The organism is Beggiatoa alba B18LD (assembly GCF_000245015.1).
Lineage (GTDB): Bacteria > Pseudomonadota > Gammaproteobacteria > Beggiatoales > Beggiatoaceae > Beggiatoa > Beggiatoa alba.
The window spans coordinates 1,312,622-1,339,298 of the sequence record NZ_JH600070.1 but is presented as its reverse complement, the minus strand read 5'-3'; the positions used below and the strand labels follow the sequence as shown (position 1 = coordinate 1,339,298).

General features: G+C 41.5%; 19 protein-coding genes. 13 read left to right on the top strand and 6 right to left on the bottom strand.

The features are described 5' to 3' along the window. Positions 1–68: 68 nt before the first annotated feature. Positions 69–629 (bottom strand): protoglobin domain-containing protein, encoded by a 561-nt coding sequence (locus BEGALDRAFT_RS17950; RefSeq protein WP_002684456.1) that lies wholly within the window; start codon positions 627–629, stop codon positions 69–71. A gap of 216 nt (positions 630–845) precedes the next feature. Here BEGALDRAFT_RS17950 and BEGALDRAFT_RS05355 point away from each other — a divergent pair, with 216 nt between their 5' ends. The 3 genes from BEGALDRAFT_RS05355 to BEGALDRAFT_RS05345 all read left to right on the top strand — a co-directional run bounded on the left by BEGALDRAFT_RS05355 (position 846) and on the right by BEGALDRAFT_RS05345 (position 4,700). Then, positions 846–1,907, top strand: a complete 1,062-nt coding sequence (locus tag BEGALDRAFT_RS05355) for an Rpn family recombination-promoting nuclease/putative transposase (RefSeq protein ID WP_002684446.1) — start codon at positions 846–848, stop codon at positions 1,905–1,907. A 22-nt stretch (positions 1,908–1,929) separates the two neighbouring features. Beyond that, a complete protein-coding gene (locus tag BEGALDRAFT_RS17945; protein WP_002684444.1) occupies positions 1,930–2,271 on the top strand; it encodes an RpnC/YadD family protein in 342 nt (113 codons plus the stop codon). A 152-nt stretch (positions 2,272–2,423) separates the two neighbouring features. Further along, positions 2,424–4,700: a heavy metal translocating P-type ATPase gene (locus tag BEGALDRAFT_RS05345; RefSeq protein WP_002684442.1), complete on the top strand. Its 2,277-nt coding sequence runs from the start codon at positions 2,424–2,426 to the stop codon at positions 4,698–4,700. Between the two features lie 760 nt (positions 4,701–5,460). On the opposite strand, the gene ilvD is transcribed toward BEGALDRAFT_RS05345, so the two are convergent. Continuing rightward, on the bottom strand, positions 5,461–7,143 hold the full coding sequence (ilvD, locus tag BEGALDRAFT_RS05340; RefSeq protein ID WP_002684438.1) for a dihydroxy-acid dehydratase: 1,683 nt from the start codon (positions 7,141–7,143) through the stop codon (positions 5,461–5,463). 183 nt (positions 7,144–7,326) lie between these two features. Next, complete coding sequence (locus BEGALDRAFT_RS05335; RefSeq protein WP_002684436.1) at positions 7,327–7,962, bottom strand: lysozyme inhibitor LprI family protein; 636 nt, start codon at positions 7,960–7,962, stop codon at positions 7,327–7,329. A gap of 331 nt (positions 7,963–8,293) precedes the next feature. Here BEGALDRAFT_RS05335 and BEGALDRAFT_RS05330 point away from each other — a divergent pair, with 331 nt between their 5' ends. Then, a complete protein-coding gene (locus tag BEGALDRAFT_RS05330) occupies positions 8,294–9,079 on the top strand; it encodes a hypothetical protein (protein ID WP_002684434.1) in 786 nt (261 codons plus the stop codon). Positions 9,080–9,156: 77 nt separating this feature from the next. Here BEGALDRAFT_RS05330 and BEGALDRAFT_RS19130 read toward each other — a convergent pair whose 3' ends face one another. Further along, on the bottom strand, positions 9,157–9,306 hold the full coding sequence (locus BEGALDRAFT_RS19130) for a hypothetical protein (RefSeq protein WP_002684432.1): 150 nt from the start codon (positions 9,304–9,306) through the stop codon (positions 9,157–9,159). 202 nt (positions 9,307–9,508) lie between these two features. Between BEGALDRAFT_RS19130 and BEGALDRAFT_RS05325 the strand changes: the two genes are divergently transcribed. Then, a complete protein-coding gene (locus BEGALDRAFT_RS05325) occupies positions 9,509–9,733 on the top strand; it encodes a hypothetical protein (RefSeq protein WP_002684430.1) in 225 nt (74 codons plus the stop codon). Between the two features lie 225 nt (positions 9,734–9,958). Here BEGALDRAFT_RS05325 and BEGALDRAFT_RS05320 read toward each other — a convergent pair whose 3' ends face one another. Both BEGALDRAFT_RS05320 and BEGALDRAFT_RS17940 read right to left on the bottom strand, forming a co-directional pair. Continuing rightward, entirely contained in the window at positions 9,959–10,933 is a 975-nt protein-coding gene (locus BEGALDRAFT_RS05320) for a diguanylate cyclase domain-containing protein (protein ID WP_002684428.1), read from the bottom strand. Then, positions 10,934–14,134, bottom strand: a complete 3,201-nt coding sequence (locus tag BEGALDRAFT_RS17940) for a HAMP domain-containing hybrid sensor histidine kinase/response regulator (RefSeq protein ID WP_002684427.1) — start codon at positions 14,132–14,134, stop codon at positions 10,934–10,936. It abuts the gene before it with no gap. A 285-nt stretch (positions 14,135–14,419) separates the two neighbouring features. Here BEGALDRAFT_RS17940 and BEGALDRAFT_RS05310 point away from each other — a divergent pair, with 285 nt between their 5' ends. The 8 genes from BEGALDRAFT_RS05310 (at position 14,420) to BEGALDRAFT_RS05275 (ending at position 26,629) form a co-directional block, all read left to right on the top strand. Next, the gene (locus BEGALDRAFT_RS05310; protein ID WP_002684426.1) at positions 14,420–15,943 is read left to right on the top strand and encodes a fumarate hydratase; all 1,524 of its coding nucleotides are present in this window, start codon (positions 14,420–14,422) and stop codon (positions 15,941–15,943) included. 131 nt (positions 15,944–16,074) lie between these two features. Further along, a complete protein-coding gene (gene argB / locus BEGALDRAFT_RS05305) occupies positions 16,075–16,977 on the top strand; it encodes an acetylglutamate kinase (protein WP_002684425.1) in 903 nt (300 codons plus the stop codon). A 170-nt stretch (positions 16,978–17,147) separates the two neighbouring features. Then, on the top strand, positions 17,148–18,512 hold the full coding sequence (gene glmM, locus BEGALDRAFT_RS05300) for a phosphoglucosamine mutase (RefSeq protein ID WP_002684424.1): 1,365 nt from the start codon (positions 17,148–17,150) through the stop codon (positions 18,510–18,512). A gap of 468 nt (positions 18,513–18,980) precedes the next feature. Then, positions 18,981–19,364, top strand: a complete 384-nt coding sequence (locus tag BEGALDRAFT_RS05295) for a response regulator (RefSeq protein WP_002684423.1) — start codon at positions 18,981–18,983, stop codon at positions 19,362–19,364. A 43-nt stretch (positions 19,365–19,407) separates the two neighbouring features. Then, complete coding sequence (locus BEGALDRAFT_RS05290) at positions 19,408–21,153, top strand: putative bifunctional diguanylate cyclase/phosphodiesterase (RefSeq protein WP_002684422.1); 1,746 nt, start codon at positions 19,408–19,410, stop codon at positions 21,151–21,153. 219 nt (positions 21,154–21,372) lie between these two features. Then, on the top strand, positions 21,373–23,598 hold the full coding sequence (locus BEGALDRAFT_RS05285; protein ID WP_002684421.1) for a 3-hydroxybutyrate oligomer hydrolase family protein: 2,226 nt from the start codon (positions 21,373–21,375) through the stop codon (positions 23,596–23,598). A 301-nt stretch (positions 23,599–23,899) separates the two neighbouring features. Next, positions 23,900–25,696, top strand: coding sequence for a L,D-transpeptidase family protein (locus tag BEGALDRAFT_RS05280; protein WP_002684420.1), 1,797 nt, complete (start codon positions 23,900–23,902; stop codon positions 25,694–25,696). Between the two features lie 300 nt (positions 25,697–25,996). After that, positions 25,997–26,629 (top strand): YcbK family protein, encoded by a 633-nt coding sequence (locus tag BEGALDRAFT_RS05275; RefSeq protein WP_002684419.1) that lies wholly within the window; start codon positions 25,997–25,999, stop codon positions 26,627–26,629. The last annotated feature ends 48 nt before the right edge of the window (positions 26,630–26,677 follow it).

The following is a 26,677-nucleotide window of genomic DNA, read 5'->3' as shown; positions in this document are numbered from 1 at the left end:
ACAATTGTAGCGGGCATTATTTCAAATAAAGAGATATGCATTAATCAAGGCATCTCTGATGAATAAACTTAACTTCTTAATGCCGCCAATTTTTTATCGATTTCTAATGCCATCATGCGCTGTAATAAGGGTTGTTTAAATCCGCCAATGTTTTCCATCGCTTGGATATAGTTAATAAAGTACCCTTCAGCAATAATGCCTGCGATAGTGTCCGTCATGCGTTTAAATGCGCCGTAAACTTGCTCTGTCTCACTTTGGCTAAAGGTACATAAGCATTTATTGAGAAAGACTTGTTGTAAACGGCTGGTCATGCCGAGCATGTAGGGATTAGTCACTCGTTTAGCAATGTGAATTAAGCCTACTGTCCATTGTTGTTCCCAAAAATGTTTATCATAATTCCCTTTTACAACGGCTAAATACCACGCTTTTAAAGTCCCCTCGCGGGTTTTGCGCTCGTTATCTTGAAAAACTGCCGCAGTGGGTTCGTAAGCATATAAAGTATCATAAAAAACAGTAACTAAAGCATCTGCCCATAGTTCTAATTGAGGGGCATATTTTCGTAAAATTTCGTAATCTTTTTCAGAAAGTCCCGTGAGCGTCATCATGTCTTTTAAAGTCTGTTCCATCATTATCATATCCCCGCAAGCGTTGGTGTTTTGGTTAATTATGAATCGTTCGTTGTAAAAATTAACGTTATTTTATAAGGTAGCAAGAAGTGAACCTGAGTTTAATCATAGCAAATTCAGCATTTACTCTGTGTATATAATCCCTTTTTGGCTAGGTATAGTGATAAATTCTACCTAATCTATGCAATCTTTTCATTTAGTTAAAAAAATAGATTAAAAATGAATACTCATGATAACAGTTATAAATTATTGTTTAGCCATCCTGAGATGGTTAGAGATTTATTGACGGGTTTTGTTCATGAAAAATGGGTCGAGCATGTCGATTTCAGTACGTTAGAGCCTTATAAAACGGACTTTATCAGTGAAAATCTGAAAAATCGTAATGATGACGTAATTTGGCGAGTTCGCTATCGGAAAAAATGGCTTTATATTTATATTATTTTAGAATTTCAATCATCTATTGATGATTTTATGGCGGTTCGGATGTGGGTTTATATTGGCTTGTTATATCAGCATTTGATAAAAACGAAAAAACTCACTAAACGGCATAAACTCCCTCCTGTTTTGCCTTTAGTACTCTACAATGGCAATCAACGCTGGAATGCTGAAACATCCTTAGAAACGCTTATTCATGCCGCCCCTGAAGGCTTGGAAAAATATCGCCCTCAACTCCATTATCTCTTGATTGATGAGTTAGCCTATCAAGATGCAGAGCTTTCCCCCTTAAAAAATCTGGTTGCAGCCCTATTTCGTATGGAAAACAGCCGCAATCATGAACAAGCCAATACTATAATGGTAGAAGTAGTAAAGGCATTAATTGATTGGTTAGCAACGCCAGAACAAGCGGGCTTAAGACGAGCCTTTACAACATGGCTAAAACAAATTTATTTACCACATCATCTACCAGATACCCCTATTCCAGAGGTTAACAATTTAGAAGAGGTCGGCATTATGTTAGAAGAACATGTACAACGTTGGTATGCTCAGGGTGTGCAGTTGGGTGTACAACAGGGAATAGAGCGTGGTATCGAGCAAGGTATACAACGTGGAATGGAGCGTGGTATCGAGCAAGGTCAACAGAAAGAAAAACGGCGAGATGTCTTAACGATTTTAGAAATTCGTTTCGGAGAGCTTCCCGTATCACTGGTAGAACAAATAAATGCCATTACAGACATAGAATTACTTGCTTACTATTTAAAACAAGCCATATTAAGCGACTCTTTATCCGCTTTTCAGCAACTATTCACAGATACACAACTATCCTTGAAACCTCGACACTAACTCAAAGGTAAAGGTCGGCATTATGTTAGAGGAACATGTACAACGTTGGTATGCTCAGGGTGTGCAGTTGGGTGTACAACAGGGAATAGAGCGTGGTATCGAGCAAGGTATACAACGTGGAATAGAGCGTGGAATGGAGCGTGGTATCGAGCAAGGTCAACAGAAAGAAAAACGGCGAGATGTCTTAACGATTTTAGAAATTCGTTTCGGAGAGCTTCCCGTATCACTGGTAGAACAAATAAATGTCATTACAGACATAGAATTACTTGCTTACTATTTAAAACAAGCCATATTAAGCGACTCTTTATCCGCTTTTCAACAACTATTCACAGATACACAACTATCCTTGAAACCTCGGCACTAACTAAAGGTCAGTATAATACCACCACAGACATGGCGTTACTCACCCACTCTTTAAAACAAGCTGTACTCATTGATTCCTTAGCAACTTTTAGCCAACTACTTACGAATCAGTACAAAATTAACGATTCACACGCTAAACACTAAAGTTTAAAAATGAACTCCTCAGAATCCCCCCAAACCTCCCGCCTTGCCATTAAAGGCATGATGTGCGCCTCCTGCGTTGCAACCGTAGAAGAAGCCATTTTGCAACAACAAGGCGTTGTATCTGCTAATGTAAACCTACTCGCGGGCGAGGCTGAAATCAGCTACCTTCCGCAACAAATTAATATAGAAAGCTTACGGCAAACCGTACAAAGTCGTGGATACGATGCAAAAGTTCTTCAAGCAGAATCCCAAGCGACTCGAAGCGAACAACAATTACAAGAAAATGTGAGAGAATATCAAATTCTGATGCGTAAATTTTGGTTTTCCGCACTCATTAGCCTGCCCGTGATGCTACTCAGCTATCCTGAAATGCTATTCGGACAACAAGACTGGCTGCCCGCGATGGGAACAGAAGAACGGCGATGGCTCTGGGGAGTTTTAGGCTTACTTTGCTTGCCTGTTATGTTCTGGTCGGGGTCACACTTTTATGTAGGGGCTTGGGCAGGCTTTAAACACCGCACGGCAAACATGAACACCCTTGTTGCTTTAGGCATTACCGCCGCCTTTATCTACTCCAGCATTGCCGTCCTATTTCCGACATGGTTTCCTCACCACGCCGCCGAAGTATTTTGGGAAGTCATCGCCGTTGTTGTAACCCTTGTACTCCTTGGCAACGCCCTAGAAGTTAAGGCAAAAGGCAAAACCTCCGAAGCCATTCGCAAACTAATCGGACTACAAGCCAAAACCGCCCGTGTCTTACGCGACGAAAAAGAGATAGATATCCCCATTGAAGCCGTACAAGTTGGCGATATCGTCATCGTTCGCCCTGGTGAAAAAATCCCCGTTGATGGCATTATTATCTCAGGTAACAGCAGCGTAGATGAATCCATGCTCACAGGTGAAGCCATGCCCGTGGACAAACAAAGTGGTCACGAAGTCATTGGCGCGACACTCAATAAAACAGGCACTTTCCGCTTCCGCGCCCAAAAAGTCGGACAAGACACCGCACTCGCCCACATCATCCAAATGGTACAAGCCGCGCAAAGCTCTAAAGCCCCCATACAACGCCTTGTTGACAAAGTCGCCAGCTACTTCGTGCCCACCGTCATGATACTCGCCATTATCGCCTTCATGGTTTGGTACGTCATTGGCCCAGAACCCCACCTTGTCTATGCTACTATTGCCCTTATCACCACGCTCGTCATCGCCTGCCCTTGTGCCTTAGGACTCGCAACCCCCACATCTATCACCGTCGGCATAGGCAAAGCCGCAGAATACGGTATTCTGATACGTGCCAGCGATGCCCTGCAACAAATCCAAAAAATAGACACCATCGTTCTTGATAAAACAGGCACAATCACCACAGGACAACCCAGCGTTACCGACATCATCCCCATTGAAGGCTACGACAAAAACCAAATTTTACACTACGCCGCCAGCCTAGAACGCTACTCAGAACACCCACTAGGACAAGCCATTGTCCAAGCCGCGCAAGGCATACCCCTTGATGAAGTTCACAACTTCAACGCCTTAGCAGGCTATGGTGTACAAGGACAACTTGCCGACAAAACTTTATTACTCGGCAACGCCAAACTACTACAAAGCCAAGCCATTGAAACCAGCTCATTAACCGACACCGCGACCCAACTCGCCCAAGCAGGTAAAACCCCTGTTTATCTTGCTGTTAATCAACAACTCATCGGCATCATTGCCATTGCAGACCCGATAAAACCCGACTCCGCCCAAGCCATTCGCACCCTGCAACACATGGGCTTAAACGTCGTGATGATGACAGGTGACAACCAACGCACCGCCCAAGCCATCGCCACACAAATTGGCATTACCGACGTTTTAGCCGAAGTACTCCCCGCTGATAAAGCCAATAAAATTAAATCTCTACAAACACAAGGACGCATTGTTGCCATGGTAGGCGATGGCATCAACGACGCGCCCGCCTTAGCACAAGCCCACGTCGGCATCGCCATCGGCACAGGCACTGATGTTGCCATAGAAGCCAGTGACATCACGTTAATACAAGGCAAACTCACCAGCGTTGCCACCGCGATACAAATCAGTCGCGCCACCCTGCAAAATATCAAACAAAATTTAATTGGTGCATTTATTTACAACATTCTAGGAATACCCATTGCGATGGGGGTTTTATACCCTGCCTTTGGACTATTACTTTCCCCCATGTTTGCAGGCGCGGCGATGGCAGCCAGTTCCGTCACAGTCGTTACCAATGCCAACCGTTTACGCTACTTTAAACCCACCCTTGGAGCTTAAACATGACAAACGACCGCTGGCTAGTCATCCTCATCGGCTGTTTACTGATTGCGTGGATAGTATGGTTTTTTTGGGGAGGAAAACGGGAATAATTGAAAAATATCTTAGAAAATCAGGATATATCATTTTCCTAAACCCTATTGATTTTTGTCTGAATCAGAATTCACAGGGTTTTCAGGATTAGCTGAATTTATAGCAAACGTATTATAACCGGAGTTCGGCGAGTTTTATAAAATAAAACAGATACCTGCTAGGTTTTCAAAACCTAGCAGGTCTGTTGGAACACGCGAAAAGGTTTGACGGACTGGCAGAGATTATTCTCTTGTTTTTCATCAAGATTAACCAGACAAGATTACAACATTGTCTGAATCAGGATTTTCAGAATTAACAGAATTAGCGGAATTTAAAACCCTTAAACCAAAAAGTAAGATGAATCATGCTTTTTAATTCTGCTAATTCTGAAAATTTTGTGAATTCTGATTCAGACAAGTCGTTGTTTCTTTAACAGAAACTCGCCGAACTCAGGTTATTATAAAACGACATGAAGGACTGGCAGTCCTCACAGGACTGCCAGTCCTAGATTCAAATCACTTTATGGTACGGTTACTATAGCTGAATTTAACAGACTCATTCGCATTAATTTTTTTATTTCAGAGTTTAAATCCTGAAAATCCTGATTCAGACAAAAAAAGACCTGCTAGGTTTTAAAAACCTAGCAGGTCTGTTGGAACGCGATATGATATAAGCCTAAAACATGAGGCTATTCGTCAGTGACGCAACCCTCAGAGGCATTTTTCACATTTTTGATGTATTTGTATAACGTGCCACGGTTAGCTTTATACGGCGGTTGTTTCCATTCCGTGCGACGTTTTGCCAATTCTGCATCGCTGACATCAATATCAATACGTTTGTTTTCTGCATCAATGGTGATGATGTCACCATTTTTCACTAACGCAATAGGGCCGCCTTCTTGGGCTTCGGGCACGATATGACCGACGATAAAGCCATGAGAACCGCCTGAAAAACGACCATCCGTTAATAACGCTACATCATTGCCTAAACCCGCGCCCATAATGGCAGAGGTTGGCGTGAGCATTTCGGGCATACCCGGCCCGCCTTTAGGTCCTTCATAACGAATGATAACCACGTCGCCTTTTTGGATTTCTTTACGCTCTAATGCACTGAGCATATCCTCTTCACAGTCATAGACTTTTGCAGTCCCCGTAAAGCGTAAGCCTTCTTTACCTGTAATTTTAGCGACAGAACCACCTGGGGCAAGATTACCCTTGAGGATTTGAATATGTCCTGTGGGTTTAATCGGATTTTCTAAGGGACGAATAACTTGTTGCCCTGCTTTTAAAGCGGGTAAATCGGCTAAGTTTTCCGCAATGGTTTTGCCTGTAACGGTTAAACAGCTACCGTCTAACAAGCCTTTTTCTAGTAAATACTTCATGATGGCAGGTGTACCACCGATATGGTGTACGTCTTCCATCACATATAAACCACTGGGTTTTAAATCGGCTAAGAAAGGAGTTTTATCGCTAATCCGTTGGAAGTCATCAATATTTAAATCAACATCTACAGAGCGAGCAATGGCAATGAGGTGTAATACGGCATTGGTTGACCCCCCTAACGCCATCACCATGACGATGGCATTTTCAAACGCGGCACGGGTCATGATGTCACGGGGTTTAATGTCTTTTTCTAATAGATTGCGTATCGCAACCCCTGCGTTAAAACACTCTTCTAATTTATAGGCTTCTGTTGCAGGTGTAGAGGAGCTATAAGGTAAGCTCATGCCGAGGGCTTCAATGGCGGATGCCATGGTATTAGCGGTGTACATGCCACCACAAGCCCCAGCACCAGGACAGGCATGACGCACGATGTCTTGACGTTCTTCTTCGGTAATTTTGCCAGAGATAAACGCGCCATAAGATTGGAACGCGGTTACAATATCAATCGGTTCTTGTTTTTTATTATAACCAGGGCGAATTGTTCCGCCATAAATCATTAATGACGGGCGGTTTAAACGCCCCATCGCTATTAAACAACCTGGCATGTTTTTATCGCAACCAGGTAGGGAAATATTGGCATCGTACCATTGTCCACCCATAATGGTTTCAATGGAGTCTGCAATTAAGTCACGGGATTGTAATGAAAAACTCATTCCGCGTGTGCCCATCGAAATCCCATCGCTGACCCCTACGGTATTAAAGCGCATTCCCACTAAACCCGCAGCGATTACGCCTTCTTTGACTTTTTGCGCGAGGTCTAATAAATGAATGTTGCAAGGGTTGCCTTCATACCAAACGCTGCCGATACCTACTTGCGCCTTGCTCATATCTACTTCTTCTAAGCCTGTTGCATATAACATGGCTTGAGACGCGCCTTGTGATTTCGGTTGAGTGATTTTGGCACTGTATTTATTGATGGGGTTAGCCATTCCTATCTCCTGATTTACTACTGCACACCATGAAAAAACCATGATAAATGAGTGCGCATCTATCATGATGCAATCGTTGATGTTTTAAAGTTGCCGTATTTTTCAGCAACTCATTACATCATCACGATAAAAATTTTGAAATGACAGGGTAGTCTTTGCAAGTACTTAGGTTAAAAAATGCACTTATTGCTTTTGATATTTTCCGTTTAAACTGCCACCCATGCCACAAAATAGACTCTCTTCGCCCTCGTCCACTGTCGCCTGATTTTTCGCAAAAGTTACTTTCACAATAGCATCATCTAAGGCTTTCATTGCCAATACGCCATTTTCTAACGTGCCTTGTCCGCCAAAATCACAAATCCAACGCCCATTTGTGGGTTCAGCACCGCTGATATTAACCGCCAATTCTTGTGCAGATAACGCTTCAACCACCATTTCCATATTTCCACCTAACTGATAAATCCCACTCGCTCGCCCTGTTGGCGTTTCTAAATAATCGGGAGATTTAAAAAAATCAAGTGTTGTTAAACGTTGTCGATATAAAGCGGCTAAACAAGCAGCATTGTGAATATCGCAGTTATTCTCGCGGGTTTGCGCCCAATAACGCTGGGTTTGCCGTAAAAAACTAGCTTCTTTTTTAGCAAGTATTTTTAATAAACTGTTATAGGTTTTGCCTAATTGACTATCTAACGCGCTTAAATCTTTATCATTACAAATTGTTTGTTCAATCTCTGCTTGCGCTTTTTTGCAATCAAAGCTCGCAGCGTGAACAGGTAATATCACACAAAAAGCACTGAATATGGCAATTTTCTTTAACATGAAACCTTATCCTAAATAACGCCTCTTTATCGATGGCTGACGTAATAGTGCGCTTATAGTAATGGAATTTAGCGCAATATAAAGTAGTTCTTATCAGGTTTTTTATGCCTGTTTTTACAAATTAGTGAATGGTAAAGCATAGGGGTAACTCCTTGTTAAAAGGATATTAGCATATCTAATGATGGATTAAATCAAGAATAATTATTCAAAAATAATAAGTTGAATAAACTCATTGTCTTTTTATAGTGGTTATAACGGATTTGATTATTAAACGGTGTTTAATTATAGTTAATCTTACTACTAAACACTGTTTATTTTAAAGAGGTCTGCAATGAAAAGCATTCGATTATTAGTGCTTTGTGGTGTCTTAACGGCTTGTGCTACGCCGAATCAAAATGCCCCCAGTGTTGTACATGGTTTTTCTAGTGCGTTAACGGGTTTAGGTATTTTAATTTTATCACCGATACAAATTGCCGCAGGTTTACTTGAAGGGATTGCCGCTGTTCCTTATTACATGGCAACAAGTACCCGTCAAATTAATACGGGTTTGATTCAGGCACAGGCAAAAATCACATTAGATGATACTTACGAAGCGGCTTATGGCAAGCGTTTAGCTGATGTACCTGATTCTGGCGAAACAGGCGTTGTTTTTCAACGGATGAAACATGCAACCACATTTTTTCAACAGATTTTGCGCCAATATGGGGTTGTGGATAGCGAACAGTATTATTTAACCAGTATCGACACGGCGAATGAAGCAGGTTACACGTTATTAGCCGTCGTGCATCGTCCGACGCAATCCATTCAAGTGATGGATAAGTATCAGCCCAATATGGTACGCACATTTACTAATACAGATAGATTATTTTATGAACCGTTTCAAGTTGATAGCAATAAACGTCCTTTAGATACTGTCATTGATTGGGCTGCTTTAAAAACCAATGATTTGCATACACAAAAAGCCCAAGCGGTTTTATTAACTTTAGCCGCTAATGCCGTCGTTAGTCATAAGCAAAGCCCTGATTATTGGCAAATTGAGAAACGCTGGATAGCGGGGGAATATCAGGTAATTACAGAACAACGTACCCGTTATGTCGGGGAACGGATGGGGCTTTAATCTTATCGGTTTAGCTGTATTAAAAGACCTGCTAGGTTTTGAAAACCTAGCAGGTCTTTACTTTTAGAATTCGAATATTAAAAACAATATTGTGGGTCGTAGTTATTCACAATCAACATGCCCCATTGTAGCCATAAATACCAACCTAACAGCATCAGTCCGCATAAGATACTAATGCCTAACAGGAGTAACAGTGATTTTTTTAAGCGTAACGTAATATGAAACATAGCAATTGTTATCAATCATAAAACACGTCAAGAACTCAATAATTAATAACCTGAATACGGCGCGATAATAGATATAAAACAGGGGATTAATGATTAAGCTAGAAAGAAGCGGAATGGAAGAAATAAAAAGTTGTACCTAAAGGAAAAGTAGGAATAATGGAACATCACCAAACGTCCACCCCCACTTTCCAAAGGTACAACCATGGATATGATAACAAGCCTGTTCTGCTCAATCGACGACTTTAGTAAATGGTTTATGCCTTTATGGGAACAACAGTTGAGTGTCTTGGGGTTTATGGTCAATGTCATTGCGGGGCTTATTGCCTATACTTGGAAGCTCCATAAGCCTTCTTTGATGTCTCGTATTAATCCTAAACTTGATGATGGCTTTAATTTGTTAAATCCTTCTCAACCTCTTTTTATTTAAGCCATTTTTCGCCGTACTCGCGTTGTTAATTTTGAAAATCCTGATTCAGACAAATGCTTGTCTTTTTAAAAAATCTCGCCGAACTCAGGCGAATAATGCTTTTTAATCCTGCTAATTCTGAAAATTCTGTGAATTCTGATTCAGACAAGCTGTTGTCTTTTTAAAAGAAACTCGCTGTACTCGCGTTAGTTAATTCTAATTGAACTCACTCTCATTCCTTTTCGTCTAATCCATCCACTGAATGCAGTTACGTCCTACAGATTTTGCTTGATATAAGGCATTATCTGTTTTTTGAATCAGTAGGTTGACTCCTGTATTAGGGTTTGCGCTGTCGCCTTGTGGGAGAATACTAGCGACACCAATGCTAAGGGTTAATAATTGGCTTACGCTGGATTTGCTGTGAGGTAAAGCGAGTGTTTGTAGTTTTGCTTGAATTTGTTTTGCAATGTGTAACGCGCCTGTTTTTTCTGTATCGGGCAGAATCACGGCGAATTCTTCCCCGCCATAACGGGCAACAAGGTCTGTTGAGCGGTGAACAGCGGATTCTATGGATTGTGCAACTTGTTTTAAGCAGTCGTCTCCTTGTAGGTGTCCGTATGTGTCGTTGTAGGCTTTGAAGTAGTCTATGTCTGCTAGGATTAACGCCATTGATTTGTGTTGATAGACCATTTGTTGCCATGTTTGTTTGAGGTAGTCATCAAAACGGCGACGGTTAGCGATTTGGGTTAGACCGTCTAGGGTGGCTTGGCGGTAGAGTTCTTGGTTGGCTTGTTCTAACCGTTTTTGTAGGTGGCGAATAGTGAGGTGGGTACGCACGCGGGCAAGGACTTCGTCAACGTGAAAGGGTTTGGTGATGTAGTCCACACCGCCAATGCTGAAGGCTTTGACTTTATCAATAATGTCGTGCATTGCGCTGATAAAGATAACAGGAATATCACGGGTTTGTTCGTCGGCTTTGAGGTGTTCGCAGACTTCATAACCGTTCATGTCTGGTATGTTGATATCTAGCAGGATTAAATCTGGTGGGGATAGGTGAATAGCGGTTAACGCACTTTTTCCATTTGTCACGCCACGCACTTTGTAGCCTTGTTCGTTTAGCATGTTAGAGAGCAGGCGTAAATTGGGGAGGGTATCATCTACGATGAGGATATTATCCTTCTGCGTAACATCCTTGTTTAAGTGGGGGCTAGAACTGTCCATTTATGTTATCTGCCGATGACTGGAGGAGGAAAGGGCTGTGTGACACAGGTTGATAATCATATCAAACTGAAAGTCGTGCGCTAGCGTTGCCATCTGTTCAGTGAGCGGATGGTAGGTTGCGGGTAGTTGTTGTAATAGTTGTAAAACTAAATCGTCATCTGCTTTTGCTGCTGCCAGTTGTAAGGCGTTTAACCATTCAGGCATACAGGTTTTTAATTGTTGTTCTAACAGGTGTTGTTCTGTTTCTGCTTGTTCGTTTGGGGGTGTGGTGGGGCTATCTGTGGGGGTGAAGTAGGTAAAGTGTACCCCTAAATGTTGGGTCAGTTTATCAAAAATTTCTCTTTCTCTAAACGGTTTACGGACAAAGTCGTCACAGCCTGCATCTAAAATGTGTTGGCGTTCGTGTTCAAAGGCACTGGCGGTAAGGGCGATGATAATGATTTTTTTGTCGCCTGCTTGGGCTTTAATCTGTTTGGTGGCTTCATAGCCGTTCATGATGGGCATACGAATGTCCATCCAAATTAAATCAGGTTGCCACCATTGGCATAAGCTGACTGCTTGTTGACCATCGCAGGCTTCATTCACTTCAAATCCAACCCCTTCAAGTAGGCGTTTTAACAGTAAGCGACTTTCGTCATTGTCTTCAACAATGAGTAATTTGTAAGATTGTTGGTCGGGTATTAGTCCTGTGACTTTGCAGAGATTAGCTGTCGGCTCTATTGTTGGTAGTGTATTGATATCAACTGATTCTATGGGGATATTGAAGGTGAAAGTTGAGCCTTTTCCGAGTTCGCTTTCTACGGTAATGTCACCCCCTAACAGTTGTACGAATTGGCGACTGATGGGTAAGCCTAAGCCAGAGCCTTCATACTGTTTGTTATGGTAAATACCTTGTTGAAAAACTTCAAATAAATTATTAATTTCTCCCGCTGCAATGCCGATACCTGTGTCGCTGATAGCAAAGTAAAGTTGTGCGGATTGTTGAGCTATTGTGGGTTGGTAGCTGACATATATCCGTACATCACCTTGTTCGGTAAATTTAATGGCGTTAGCAATGAGGTTGATGAGGATTTGCCGTAATTTATTTTCATCCGTTTTAATGTAACGTGGGACGGTTCTATCGATATTCTCAAGGAGTAATAATCCTTTATTTTTAGCCCGTATTCTGAGCATTTTTAAAACATTGTGTAGTGCTTGAGTAAAATCAAACACCGTTTTATTGAGTACAACACGCCCTGCTTCAATTTTCGACATTTCCAGCACATCATTGATAAGTTCTAGTAGGTGTTCACCGCTTTCTATAATAATATTAAGATTTTCTTGTTGTAATTCGGTAACTTGACTATCACGAATCATGAGTTGTGCAAAGCCTAGAATCGCGTTCATGGGGGTACGCAGTTCATGGCTCATATTGGCAAGAAAACGGCTTTTTGCATGGTTAGCAACTTCAGCCTCTAACTTTGCTTGTTCTGCATCTTCTTTGGCTTGGCGTAAGGATTCTTCTAGGGCGCGTTGTTGGGTAATGTCAATAATGATGCCATTTAAGACGACTTCGTTACGGCTTACAACGGGTTTTGCAATGGTGCGCCACCATTTTACTTCCCCATTTTGTAGGGCAAATCGTCCTTCGAAAGATAAATCTTCTCCTTGTTCAATCGCACGGCGTAAATTATCCCGCCATAGCACATTATCATCGGGATGAACGGGTAAACCTTGTGTGCCTGCTTGTAATTCTTCCGCACTGATGCCGTATAAATCCCAACAGCGAGGGCTAACATAGTAAAAACCTTGTTGTCCGTTGCTTTTTTCGTACCATTGGAAAATAACGCCAGGTACCATTGCCGCCATGTTATGAAATTTAATTTCTTTCAATTGGTTGAGTTGTTGTAACTCTTCATTTTTAATTTTCAGTGTTGCAATAGAGGCTTGTAGTTGACGCGCCATGGTGTTGAAAGAGAGGGATAAGCTACCAATTTCGTCAACACGGTGTACGGGTGGTAAAGGATGTGACCAGTTACCCATGGCTAATTCTTGCGCGGCATCATCAAGGGATAGTATCGGACGGATAACCCAGCGGGCAGTGCGAATGCTAAACCATGTAAAGAGTAATATTGCGAGGATTGCCAGTACTATCATGTCTAGCGAATCTCGATAAATTGTGGTGAGAAAATCTAATTCTGGTACAACAATCGTAATAAACCATGTTAAATCATACGAATCGCTGACTGCTTTCGTAGTTAGAATATAACGTTGATTGTTATAAGAAATTGGCGTTTGATGGATACCGATGAATTGATTATTTTTTTTTAATAAAGGATGTAAGACATTACTAATGGTTTTAAGTAATGGGTATTCACTGGTAAAAATATTGTCGTAAAGTAAATTATCTTGTTGAGGGATATTATTGTCATAATTACGATGCGTGCCAATAGCAATGAGCTGTCCAACGGCTGTAAATATAATGACTTTGCTGTTTTCGCTGATTAAGGTCTTATTTAAAGCATCACTCATATCATACAAATCTATTCCGACACCCAACACGCCAATTAATTGCCCTTGCTTGTCGTATAAAGGTTTGCTTAATACCCATTGTGGGTGTATTAACAGCGGTAAATCATTGCTTGTAATGGTTGACCATGCCCCCCAGTTTTTAATTAAAGGGGTTTGATACCACATAGATTCTTTAAAGGAAAAATTGGGATGTGTTTCAACATGCGTCTCATCCCCATTATTATTATGCAAGACTTGTTTTAACGCATTGCTATTACTGCTCTTTAAACTGCTGAGTGATTGATGATTATGCATCCGCACAACGCTTAAAAAGCGGTCATCAATGGTAGCAAACCATATGCTGTCAATCTCATTAAAATGATGTAGTTGTAGAAAAAAATGTCGATCTAAATAATCGCTATCTTTTAACCACTGTGGATTATCTCGAAATAACGCTTCGTTATAGGCTAAAACGTGATTAGGTAAACTCAAGTATTTCTGTAAATGTTCTTCAATCTGTGACAATCCCGTTTCGCTTAACTGGCGCATAAAGGATTCCCCCAGTTGCCAGCGATACGTAAACGATAAACCAATGATTAAAAGTAACGCGACAAACATTTGCAGGATAAACGGCACTGTTAAGGTAATCGGTAAAGGAATACGTCCGAAAATGTTTTCAACAAGCCGATTAATAGGATTTGTCCACATCATATAATAATGACACTTCTGATAGTAATAGATTGATAATCATTAAAATTTATTTGTCAATTCGTCAAAAATTGCATATCCCTAGATATTAAAGAAAAACAAATTTGATGCTTATCTTAAACACTGGTTAAGAAAACCCCATAAAACAAGTTTTGCTAAGATTCAAGGATATAAGAACTAGATAAAAGGTATCTCCGCCCATTGATGCAATATTTGGAAAGACATGCCGACAAGTTGACGCTTGCGTTATAATAAATACTTTATTGACACCATAAGTAGGACACCCCCATGACAGTCATTCGTGAAGAAGATTTCGTTCAAAGTATCGCTGATGCCTTTCAGTTTATTTCTTACTATCATCCCTTAGATTATATCCAAGCCTTAGGCGAGGCTTACGAGCGCGAAGAATCCGCCGCTGCTAAAGATGCTATGGCACAAATTCTGGTTAATTCCCGCATGAGTGCTGAAGGTCATCGCCCCATCTGTCAAGACACGGGCATCTGTGTGGTCTTTTTAAAAATCGGCATGGATGTTCGTTTTGAGGCTAAACATAGCATTCAAGAAATGGTCGATGAAGGCATTCGCCGTGCGTATAACCATCCTGATAACACTCTCCGCGCTTCCGTCGTTAGTGACCCCGCTGGCAGTCGCAAAAATACCCGCGATAATACGCCTGGTGTGGTACATGTTGAACTTGTATCTGGTGATAAAGTCGAGGTTAAAGTCGCGGCGAAAGGGGGCGGTTCTGAAAATAAAACCAAATTTACCATGCTCAATCCTAGCGATAGCATTGTCGATTGGGTATTAGAAACTGTGCCAAAAATGGGCGCGGGCTGGTGTCCTCCCGGTATTTTAGGTATAGGCATCGGTGGAACAGCAGAAAAAGCCGTGTTACTGGCAAAAGAAGCCTTAATGGAGCATGTTGATATTCATGAACTCAAAGCCCGTGGTGCGAAAAATCGCGTTGAAGAATTACGCTTAGAGTTATACGAAAAAGTCAACGCTTTAGGCATTGGTGCGCAAGGCTTAGGCGGTTTAACCACGGTATTAGATATTAAAATCCTTGATTATCCTACCCATGCGGCATCTTTACCCGTCGCTATGATTCCCAACTGTGCCGCCACCCGTCACGCCCATTTCTATTTAGACGGCTCAGGTCCTGCAAATTTAGAAGCCCCAAAATTAGAAGATTGGCCACAGGTCACATGGGCAGCTGGTTTACAAACCCGTCGTGTTAATTTAGACACCGTCACCCGCGAAGAAATTCTGCAATGGCAACCCGGTGAACGCTTACTACTCAATGGTAAATTGCTGACAGGGCGCGATGCGGCACATAAACGCATTGCCGACTTATTTGCCCAAGGGAAAGGCTTACCCGAAGGCGTGGACTTTAACAACCGCTTTATTTACTATGTCGGCCCCGTTGATGCTGTCCGCGATGAAGTCGTAGGTCCTGCAGGCCCTACCACTGCCACCCGTATGGACAAATTCACCGAAATGATGCTTGCCAAAACAGGCTTATTGGGCATGGTTGGCAAGGCAGAACGCGGTGATAAAGCCATTGATGCGATTAAAAAACACAAAGCCGTTTACTTAATGGCAGTGGGTGGCGCGGCTTATTTAGTCTCTAAAGCCATTCGTTCATCCCGCGTTGTCGCTTTTGGTGACTTAGGCATGGAAGCGATTTATGAGTTTGATGTACAAGATATGCCTGTTACTGTTGCAGTCGATTCTGCGGGAACGTCTGTTCATAAAACAGGTCCTGCTGAATGGCAAGCAAAAATTGGTAAAATTCCTGTCAATGCAGGTTAATAGCCAATAGAAAAATTAAGGGCGAATCAAATCGCCCTTTTTTCATCAAGTAAAATCAATGTGTTTTATCTCCGTCTCCTTTTCACTCCCCCCTGTTATCGTTTTCAATTAAAAAAGGAATTGATACTTATATGTCGCTCACAACGCCAACGGCAAAATCAGTTGCTCATGTGTTAATTGAAGCCTTGCCATACATCAACCGCTATCAAGATAAAACCCTCGTGGTGAAATATGGCGGTAATGCCATGGTTGACGAAACACTAAAACAAAGCTTTGCCCGCGATATGGTCTTGCTCAAACGAGTAGGCATGAATCCCATTGTTGTCCACGGTGGTGGCCCTCAAATTGGCGATGTGCTCAAACGCTTGGGCAAACAAAGTGAATTCTTTCAAGGGATGCGCATCACCGATACCGAAACCATGGATGTGGTGCAAATGGTATTAGGCGGTTTAGTCAATAAAGACATCGTCACCTTGATTAATCGCCAAGGGGGAAAAGCGGTCGGACTCACAGGGAAAGATGCGGAATTAATTCATGCGCGTAAACTCACATTTACCCGCACCAGTCCTGAAATGAATGCTTCCGAAATTATCGACATTGGTCATGTCGGGGAAGTTGCCAGTTTTGACACAGAAATTTTAACCCACCTGATTCATGGCGATTTTATCCCCGTGATTGCACCGATTGGGGTTGGTGATGATGGACAATCTTACAATATCAATGCTGATTTAGTCGCGGGTAAACTGGCGGAAGTCTTAGGCGCGGAAAACCTGATGTTATTAACTAACACAACAGGTGTCTTAGACAAAGAAGGCAAAGTCTTAACAGGGCTTGATTCTGTAACCGTACAAAATCTAATTGAAGATGGCACGATTTCAGGCGGTATGTTGCCTAAAGTTCGTTGCGCTTTAGAAGCTGTTCATGCAGGGGTTAAAACCGCACATATTATTGACGGTCGTGTCGAACATGCGGTTCTATTAGAAATTTTTACCAATGAAGGCGTGGGTACACTGATTCGTGGTAAATCACGCTAATATAGTAAACGTACCACAAAGTGATTTAAATTTAGGACTGCCAGTCCTTCGCATCGTTTTATAGTGCGTTTACTATAAACGCTTTACTCACGTATTAAGCCACTAATTATTTTTAGTAAGCAAATGCGGTGATAATCAGCACCGCATTTGTCACTAGGTTTACTAAAACTATGAAAAAACAAGAACGTAAATACTTTGGCACAGATGGTATTCGAGGGATGGTCGGAGAATATCCCATTACCCCTGAATTTGTTTTAAAACTGGGATGGGCAGCAGGGCAAGTCTTAGCCAAGGGCAAAGGGCGTAATAAAGTTATTATTGGTAAAGACACACGGATTTCTGGTTATATGTTTGAATCCGCGCTAGAAGCTGGTTTATCCGCTGCGGGCATGGATGTCGCGCTACTGGGCCCTATGCCGACCCCCGGTATTGCCTATTTAACCCGCACTTTTCACGCCCAAGCAGGCATTGTTATCAGTGCTTCGCATAATCCCTACCAAGACAACGGCATAAAATTCTTTTCCAGTCGTGGGACTAAATTACCTGATGATGTTGAATTAGCCATTGAAGCCGCGTTAGAACAACCGATGCAAATGGCAAGCGCAGATAAATTTGGCAAAGCTGAACGGGTCAACGATGCACGGGGACGTTATATCGAATTCTGCAAACGTACAATTTTATATGATACGGATTTAAAAGGATTAAAATTAGTTGTCGATTGCGCTCATGGGGCTACTTATAACATCGCCCCCGCTGTGTTTGAAGAACTCGGTGCACAAGTTACAACGATAGGCGCACAACCCAATGGTTTAAATATCAATGAAGGCGTTGGCGCAACCCAACCGCAAAAATTACGTGAGATGGTTTTAGAACGCCATGCAGATTTAGGCATTGCCCTAGATGGGGATGGCGACCGCGTTATCATGGTCGACCATCAGGGCGAAATCGTCGACGGCGATGAATTACTCTTTATTATTGCCAATGCTCGCCATCAAGCGGGACAGTTACAAGGGGCGGTAGTTGGTACTTTAATGAGCAATTTTGGCTTAGAAAAAGCCTTAAAAAATCGAGGAATCGATTTTCACCGTGCGGCAGTTGGCGACCGTTATGTTTTAGAACTGTTACAACAAGTTGGCGGATATTTAGGCGGAGAATCATCAGGGCATGTGATTTGTTTAGACCGCACCACGACAGGCGATGGGATTATCACGGCGTTACAAGTTTTAGAAATCAGTCGACAAACAGGTTTAAGCGTGCATGAATTAAAGCAAGGAATGCACAAACTCCCGCAACAAATGATTAATGTCCCTGTGAAAGAAGGCGCAAAACTCCTGCAATTGCCTGTGATTCAAAAAGCCTTACAAGTAGCAGAACAAAGTCTTGCACAACAAGGGCGGGTTTTACTCCGTCCATCAGGGACAGAACCTTTAATCCGTGTGATGGTGGAAGGCGAGGATTTACAGCAAGTTAAAACCGTTGTAGAAACGTTAGCCGATGTAATTCGGACAACAGCAATGTCTATGATTTCACCTTAACTTAAAAACTGTTACACAGGGTATCCACTTAATATACCCTCTAAAAAGTTACACACTTTTTCTTAAATATTGGCATAGTTTAGGCATGAATTACGTTAAGCATAACTATTTATTTTATTGTTTTTTCAAATAAATTATTGCTTTGCGAGAATAATTGGCAATGGTTAAAATATCACGCTTGGACAAATCAACACATGTTATAAAACGGTTTACTGTAATCATGTTGTAATAAATAGTATTGTCATGAATGATGAAAGGAAGACGTTTAAACAACATGTACTGCGACATTTGTAATGCACAAAAAGACACTCGTTTTTTAAAAAGCCGTTATTATATCTTTCCTAACAGTGCTAATTAATTGATAGAATATCAAATCAACTCACTTGTTATTCTTACGAGTTTGGTTCGGTTTTACGTGACAGATACATTTTTATAAAGGTCGAATTACCTTCTACGGAAACTAGTCTTATGCAAACTCAAGAGAAAATACCACTTCTCATTGTGGATGATGAAATTGTATCGCGTTCTAGCTTAGAAGCGTTGTTGGAGTCAGACGAATATCAGCTTTTCTTTGCAGAAGACGGCGCGCAGGGATTAGACAAAGCTGAGTCTATTCATCCCGTATTAATGATTTTAGATGTCATGATGCCTGGTATGAATGGTTTTGAAGTCTGTCGTCGTTTACGCGCAAATGCCAAATTGGCACAAATACCCGTGATTATGATTACAGCATGGGACGACCCAACCGCTAAACAGCGTTGCTTAGATGTTGGAGCAAATGACGTGATTTGTAAGCCGTTTAATCGTGCGGATTTACAAGCACGGATACAAAAGTTAATTGTTACTCGGTAACAAATTTACGCCACTTCAATTTACGAATCTTAGCGACTCAATTATGGCGGATAAAAGCACAGTACTCATTGTTGATGATGAAATCGTTTCACGTTATACCGTTGAAGTGCTTTTAGAATCAGAAGGATACAACCTTATTTTTGCGGAAAGCGGTGAAGAAGCATTGCGAAAAGCAGAAGAGGTTGTCCCTGATTTGATGTTATTAGATGTCATGATGCCTGGTATGGATGGCTTTGAAGTGTGTCTGCACTTACGCACGAATCCTAAACTAGCAGAGTTGCCCATTGTGATGATTACCGCATTAGACGATAGAGAATCACGATTGCGCGGTATTGAAGTAGGGGCTGATGACTTTATGAGTAAACCGTTTGACCGTGCTGAATTACGGGCGCGTGTGCGAACAATTACCCGTTTAAATCGTTATCGCCGTTTAGTAGAAACAGAAGAACAGTTAGTCTATTTAGCCAATTATGACGTTTTGACAGGCTTGCCCAACCGAAATCTTGTTTTAGAACATTTACGTCAAACGATTGAAAATGCAAGCCATAGCCATTCTACTTTTGCCCTGATGTCATTGGATTTAGACGGCATACAAATCATTAATGAATCATTAGGGCATAATTTTGGCGACCAACTTTTGCGCGAAGTTGCTTATCGTTTACGCAGTTTACACGCGCCTAAAGGGACAATTACCGCACGAATGGCGGGCGATGAGTTCTTATTAATTTTACAAACAACACAAAATCCGATTAAAGAAGCCAGCCACGTCGCCCAAGAATTATTAGAAACCATTCGCCAGCCGATTACATTAGAAAAGCAACATGAGGTTGTAATCACTGCCAGTGTGGGAATTAGTATTTATCCCAGTGATGGCGAGGATACACAGAATTTATTGCGCAATGCGAATGTTGCACGCTCACGCGCAAAAGCTCAGGGTAAAAATAATTATCAATTCTTTAAAGTAGAAATGAATGATGCCGCTGTCAAACGCCTCGTTTTTGAAAATCAATTACGTAAAGTGTTAGAGCGGGACGAATTACGTTTATATTATCAACCACAAATTGAGTTAGTGGGTAAACGGGTTGCGGGTTTAGAAGCCTTATTACGCTGGGAAAATACGGAGCTTGGGGGCATGGTTCCGCCTGACCGTTTTATTCCGCTCGCAGAAGAGATGGGGCTTATTGTTCCTATTGGTGAATGGGTACTACACACGGCTTGCCAACAAGGCAAAGATTGGCTAGATAGGGGGTTACCGCCTGTACGGATTGCAGTAAATATTTCTAGCCGTCAATTTCAGCAATCCAGTTTATTAAGCAAAATTCAAGAGATTTTAGAATATACCCATTTTCCGCCGACTTTATTGGAATTAGAAGTGACTGAAAGTTTATTTATTGGCGATGAAAGTGCGCATAATTGTTATAAAGTTTTAAAAGAATTGCAGGAAATGGGCGTACAAATCGCCATTGATGATTTTGGAACGGGTTACTCAGCACTGAATTATTTAAAACGTTTTCCTGTCAACACATTAAAGATAGACCGTTCTTTTATTAAAGACATTTGTATCGACAAAGACGATGCAGCGATTACAACAGCCATTATTGCGATGGCGCACAGCTTAAACTTATCGATTATTGCAGAAGGTGTGGAAGAAGTAGAACAATTAGCATTTTTACATTTCCACAAATGCGAAATGGCACAGGGTTATTTGTTCAGTCCACCTGTACCTGCACAATGTATTGAAAGTATTTTAACGAGAGAAAGCATTTTCCAATCTGCACCATATAGCTAAACAGTGCTAGCATTTTTGCAAATTAAGTGATAGCGATAATCCTGAAACCTATCAAGAATAATGTTAAGATGCATATCACTTATATGCCCGCTGAATGGCGGGTTTTTTATTGGTACACCAAGCGATTAGCTGTTATATCCAATAAAAATCAATTCACTTTATTCTCATAGATTTTCGCTCAACCAGTAATCTTGTTTCACTTGATGAAGACCCTTCGAGATGCGCATACGTAATTTTTCGTTTTTAAAACCCTCTGCTTTATTGTTATCTCTCACCTTATTGGGTGGTTGTGTAGATGGTAATGCAACCTTAGGTATTATTTTAGGACTCGCTGCCGCCGCAGGAGTGGCGAGTTTAGGTGGTGGCGGTGGTAGCGACTCAGGAGGGTCAACAACACCAGATACCGAAAAACAAACCTTAATTACTTCACAATATGATGGATTAAGTGATGATTTATTAACGGCTGGGGTCGGTGTTGGGGGACTACGTAACCCCCCTACGACAGGGACAGACCCCATTAATCCCACTTCGTCAGAAATTCGTAAAGCAACCCTGATTTCTCAATATCAAGCAACCCATGATATGCGGACAACATCAGGATACGGCACATTATATGGCGCAACGGCAACAACAGCATTTGCAATGCCAGCCAGTGAAGATGGTTTAGTAGCGGGTAAAGAATATCTTGGCTATTTGGATGATACAACAGGTAAAAATGTATCTGTCATGTTGCAAATTCCTAATAATTTTAATGTGAGTTCTCCTTGCATTGTTGCAACGGCAAGCCCTGAATTTCGTGGCATTTATAGTGCGGTCGGGCTAGCAGGGGAATGGGGATTAAAAAATAATTGTGCGGTGGTTTATACCGATAAAGGTGCGGGCGTTGGTGAACATGATTTGAACACCAACACGGTTTTTTTAATTGATGGTGTGCGCCGTTTAGCCACAGAAACCGCTCGCGATGTGACAACTACGCCGAATTTTGTCGCTCAGGGTTCTGATGCCTTAGATTTAGCGGCATTTAGTTCCACATATCCTTATCGTATTGCTTATAAAGCCGCGCATTCAAAGAAAAATCCCGAAGCCGAATGGGGCGCGAATTTGCTTGATGCCATTGAATTTGCTTTGTATGTTTTAAATTTTGAAGAGAATTATGGTTCTAGTCAATCAAGCAATGTTTTAACAGCGGAAAATACGTTAATCATTGCGGCAGCAACCTCAACAGGTGGTGAGGCGGTTTTGCAAGCAGCAGAACAGGATACGAATGGCTTAATTGATGGGGTAGTGGTTTTATCGCCTACGATTAGCCCTAGAAAATTAGCCAATACTAATGGGTTCACTATCAAATATGGTAAAACGAGTTATTTTAATGCAGTACATGGCAGAAGTTTATTTGATGCACTGACTTATCAGAATATTTACCAACCTTGTGCGAGTGTTAACTCAAGCGTGTCAGAGATTGCAGGCTCGCGGGGACGTTGTAGTGCATTATATGCACAAGGGTTATTAACCAGCACAACCATCAACGCACAAGCGGAAGAAGCACGGCAACGTTTAAAAGATTATGGCATTTTAAGCACAACAGCAGCGATGTCCGATATATATTGGGATAGCTCCGTGTATGCAGGTTTAAGCGTTTTATATGCAAACGCTTATGGACGTTTTAGCGTCACAGAAAATCTATGTGGCTATAGTTATGCAGGGACAAATCCTGATACAAGCACCGTGCGGGCTAAATATGCTTATGATTTGACGGATGATTACTTATCCAGCAGTGGCTTTCCGCCCACCAGTGGCACGGATTTAGTGAATAACTACGGTAATAATGGCAGTGGTATTCCCTATCGGGAATCAATCAATAACAATGGGTTATTAGATGAGTATTTGCAAGGTGCTTTATGCTTACGTCGCTTATTCACGGGCACAACTGGTATTGTTGCAACTGAAGGCAGTGCTTTAACCAGTACAGAACAAAATAATGCTCGACGTGTGCAAGAAGGTTTAAGTGAAGCAATTTTAACGGGTAATTTACGAGGCAAACCTGCAATTATTATTCACGGTCAAGATGATGCGCTTGCGCATGTCAATTTTAGCTCTCGCTCCTACTATGGCTTAAATCAACAAATTGAAGGCTCTCAAAGTCATTTGTCTTACATTGAAGTGACTAATGCAAATCATTTTGATGCGTTAAATGAACAGTATGAACTCAATAGCCAAGTTCCTTTAGTTTACTATTTTTATAATGGGTTAGACCGTTTATATGGTTATTTCCGCAATCGTACCTTACTCCCACAAAGCCAAGTCATTCCTACAACGCCGCCCAGTGCAACCGCAAATAAAGTGACAACGGCTAATTTACCCCTAATGGATAATGGCACATATAGTTGTCAAATTACCTTTGATGGGCAAACGCTCTCCATTCCTGAATGTCGCAATGATTTATAAAGTGAGGGTTTAAATTCTCGCTATTTTTCACCACATTTAAACTATCAGCCATTATTTTAGGACAAGTAGTCATACTTCAGATTCTACTTGTCCTTTTTAGTCTATCTATTTAATTTGTAAAATTTTCTATTAATCGCTACTATTAATATAGCTAGCACGGCACGTCTTTTGATAAGACTTATTGCCAAGAGGGCGACGACATCCGAACTCACCATTTATTCCTTATGGATTGGCGGAAACTTTCTCGCGGTGTTGTTCATATGCTCACGCTTTTCGCCTTTTTAAGAATCAGGTTATTATTATGAAAATTGCTTATCGTTCTCATATCTTACGACGCATGATGGGCTATCTTAGCTTATCAATTGGGATAGGACTGGCAACACCAATGAGTTACGCATTGGAGTCTGCTGAAGCAAACCCTGCCTTAACCCCTTCCCCTACACTTGCCCCCATAGACCCTCTATCGCCTGTTGTGGAATCAACACCACCGACAGAACCTGCTGTTCCTGAAGTGGTACTTGCCCCGCCAGAAACCCCTTTTGCAAAACAATTGGCGCAACAATTAGCACAACCCACTGTCATTTTAAAGACAGCTAATAAAACCCTACAAAGCGTAGAGCAACAAAAACAACTCTATAGCCATCGTGCTTATAATCCCGTTTGGACAAATGAGCATACATTGACAGCACAAGGTAAAGCATTACTCAATACACTTGCGCAAGCAGAATTAGAAGGCTTAAACCCAGAAGTCTATTCGGTATCATTATTGCAAAGACTGACAACACAATATCCTAATACGCTTGAAGCCCTTGCAGAATTAGAGATGTTATATACCGATGCCTTTTTATTGTACGGTTCACATGTCCATGATGGTCGTATTAATCCGAAAACGGTAAATAAAGAGTGGTATATCGCTCCAGAAATCCCATGGGATGGTGTTAGTGCTTTAGAAAATGCATTATCCAGCGCACAGCCGATGGATGCTTTTTTAGCCAGTTTGCCCCCGCCCCATTTGGAATATGCACGCTTACGCACAGCATTAAAGGTTTATAACGATTATCTAAAAACAGCAGGGGATTGGGTTACTTTACCGTTAGGAAAAAAAATCCAACCCAATGAGCGTAGCCCACAAATTAAGTTATTACGGGAACGCCTCCGTTTTAGTGGGGAATTGACTGATGAATCAAAGCGTACAGATGAAGAGCTTTATGATAATAAATTAGTCAATGCAATGAAATCGTTCCAAATACGTCATGGTCTTGCTGATGATGGTGTCTTAGGAGATAGCAGCCGTAAAATGCTGAATATCTCGCTTGCTGAACGAATTGAACAAATTAAGCTCAATATGGAACGTTGGCGTTGGGTACCAAGAGATTTTGGCGAGCAATATATCCTTGTCAATATTCCCGCTTATCGCTTAGATGTTTATGAACATGGAAAGCGGATTTATGACATGAAAGTCATGGTTGGAAGAACTGACCGTAACACCCCTATTTTTACGGAAAAAATGACTTATCTCGTCTTAAATCCACACTGGGGCGTTCCTTATAGCATTGCTGTCAAAGATATTTTACCAAAACTCCGCAAAGATGCGTCTTACTTATCACGGCAAAATATGCGGGTTTTTGCCAATGGGACTGAATTAAACGGACAAGCAATTAATTGGTCACAAGTCAGCTCTTCAAACTTCCCGTACCAATTACGTCAAAACCCTGGGGATGGTAACGCATTAGGGAAAATCAAATTTATGTTCCCGAATAAATTTTCAATTTACCTGCATGACACCCCAAAACGTAGCCTATTTGGTCTCAACGACCGTGCATTAAGTTCTGGCTGTATCCGCGTAGAACAACCGCTGAACTTAGCAAGCTATGTGTTAGGAAACAGCGATAAGTGGAATAAAGACAGTATTCAAAAAGCCATCCAATCAGGTAAACATCGCATTGTCAATTTAGACCAACCCTTACCCGTGTACTTACTCTATTGGACAGCATGGATTGATGATGAGGGAACAATGCAATTTCGGGATGACATCTATCAACACGATGAACGTTCGCTACAAGCTTTAACGAAATTACAAGTCGTTGCAAGAAAGTAAAATGATTGTCATTGTACAAATGAAAGAACTTGTATTAGGATGGACAAGCTAAACAGCAAGGAACGCAGTTGATTGATAGGGTGTGAGGTGAGCGATTTTACCGCTTACCTCTCATCATCAGCAGTAGAAAATCACAATCTTTGTGATGCACTTCTTAACTTGGGCGATTATTTTGGCGTTAGTCCGCGTCAAATTTTGACGTTTAGTCAAAAATGAAATAATTGCGATTCATACGATGTTAAAAACAATCGTAGCGGTACTTTGCGTGCCAGTTTTTAGCGATAAAGAGGAAATATATACATGACGTTTAGTAAAAAAACGACGCGCCGTCAATTTCTATACAACACACTACTCGCTAGCACAGGACTGCTAACATTGCCACAATTGGTATTAGCGAGCCAAGACAAACATAAACCCTCAGATATAGAATCGTTTAACGCCATTTGGGATAAGACACAACCCCTTGTTGTAAAAGAGAAAAAGCTCTCTTTTGCTAACCTGAACACCAATGAAGACTTAGAAATTATATATTGGTCAAATGGGGCTTACGTTAAATCTGCCTTAAACAAAATCAACCAACTTTTTCGTGACCATCGAACCGACGATGTACACGCCATCGATTTAAACTTGTTAGACTTGTTTTATGACTTACAACAAGCACTTTCAACACCAGAGCCACTACAATTAATCTCTGGCTACCGCTCCCCCGAAACAAACGCGATGTTAAGAGGACGTCGCAAAAACTCAGGGGTTGCTAAAAACAGTTTACATATGGAAGGTAAAGCGGCTGATATTCGTCTGCCTGACAAAAATATTGACCAAATTTACCAAACAGCCGTGCTCATGCAACGTGGTGGAGTTGGATACTATGCGGGTTCAAACTTTGTACACGTTGATGTAGGAAGTGTGCGCTCATGGGGTAAGAAAGAATAGGGATGAGTCCTTATCTGTAGCTTTATTTCAGATAAACGCGATTAACAA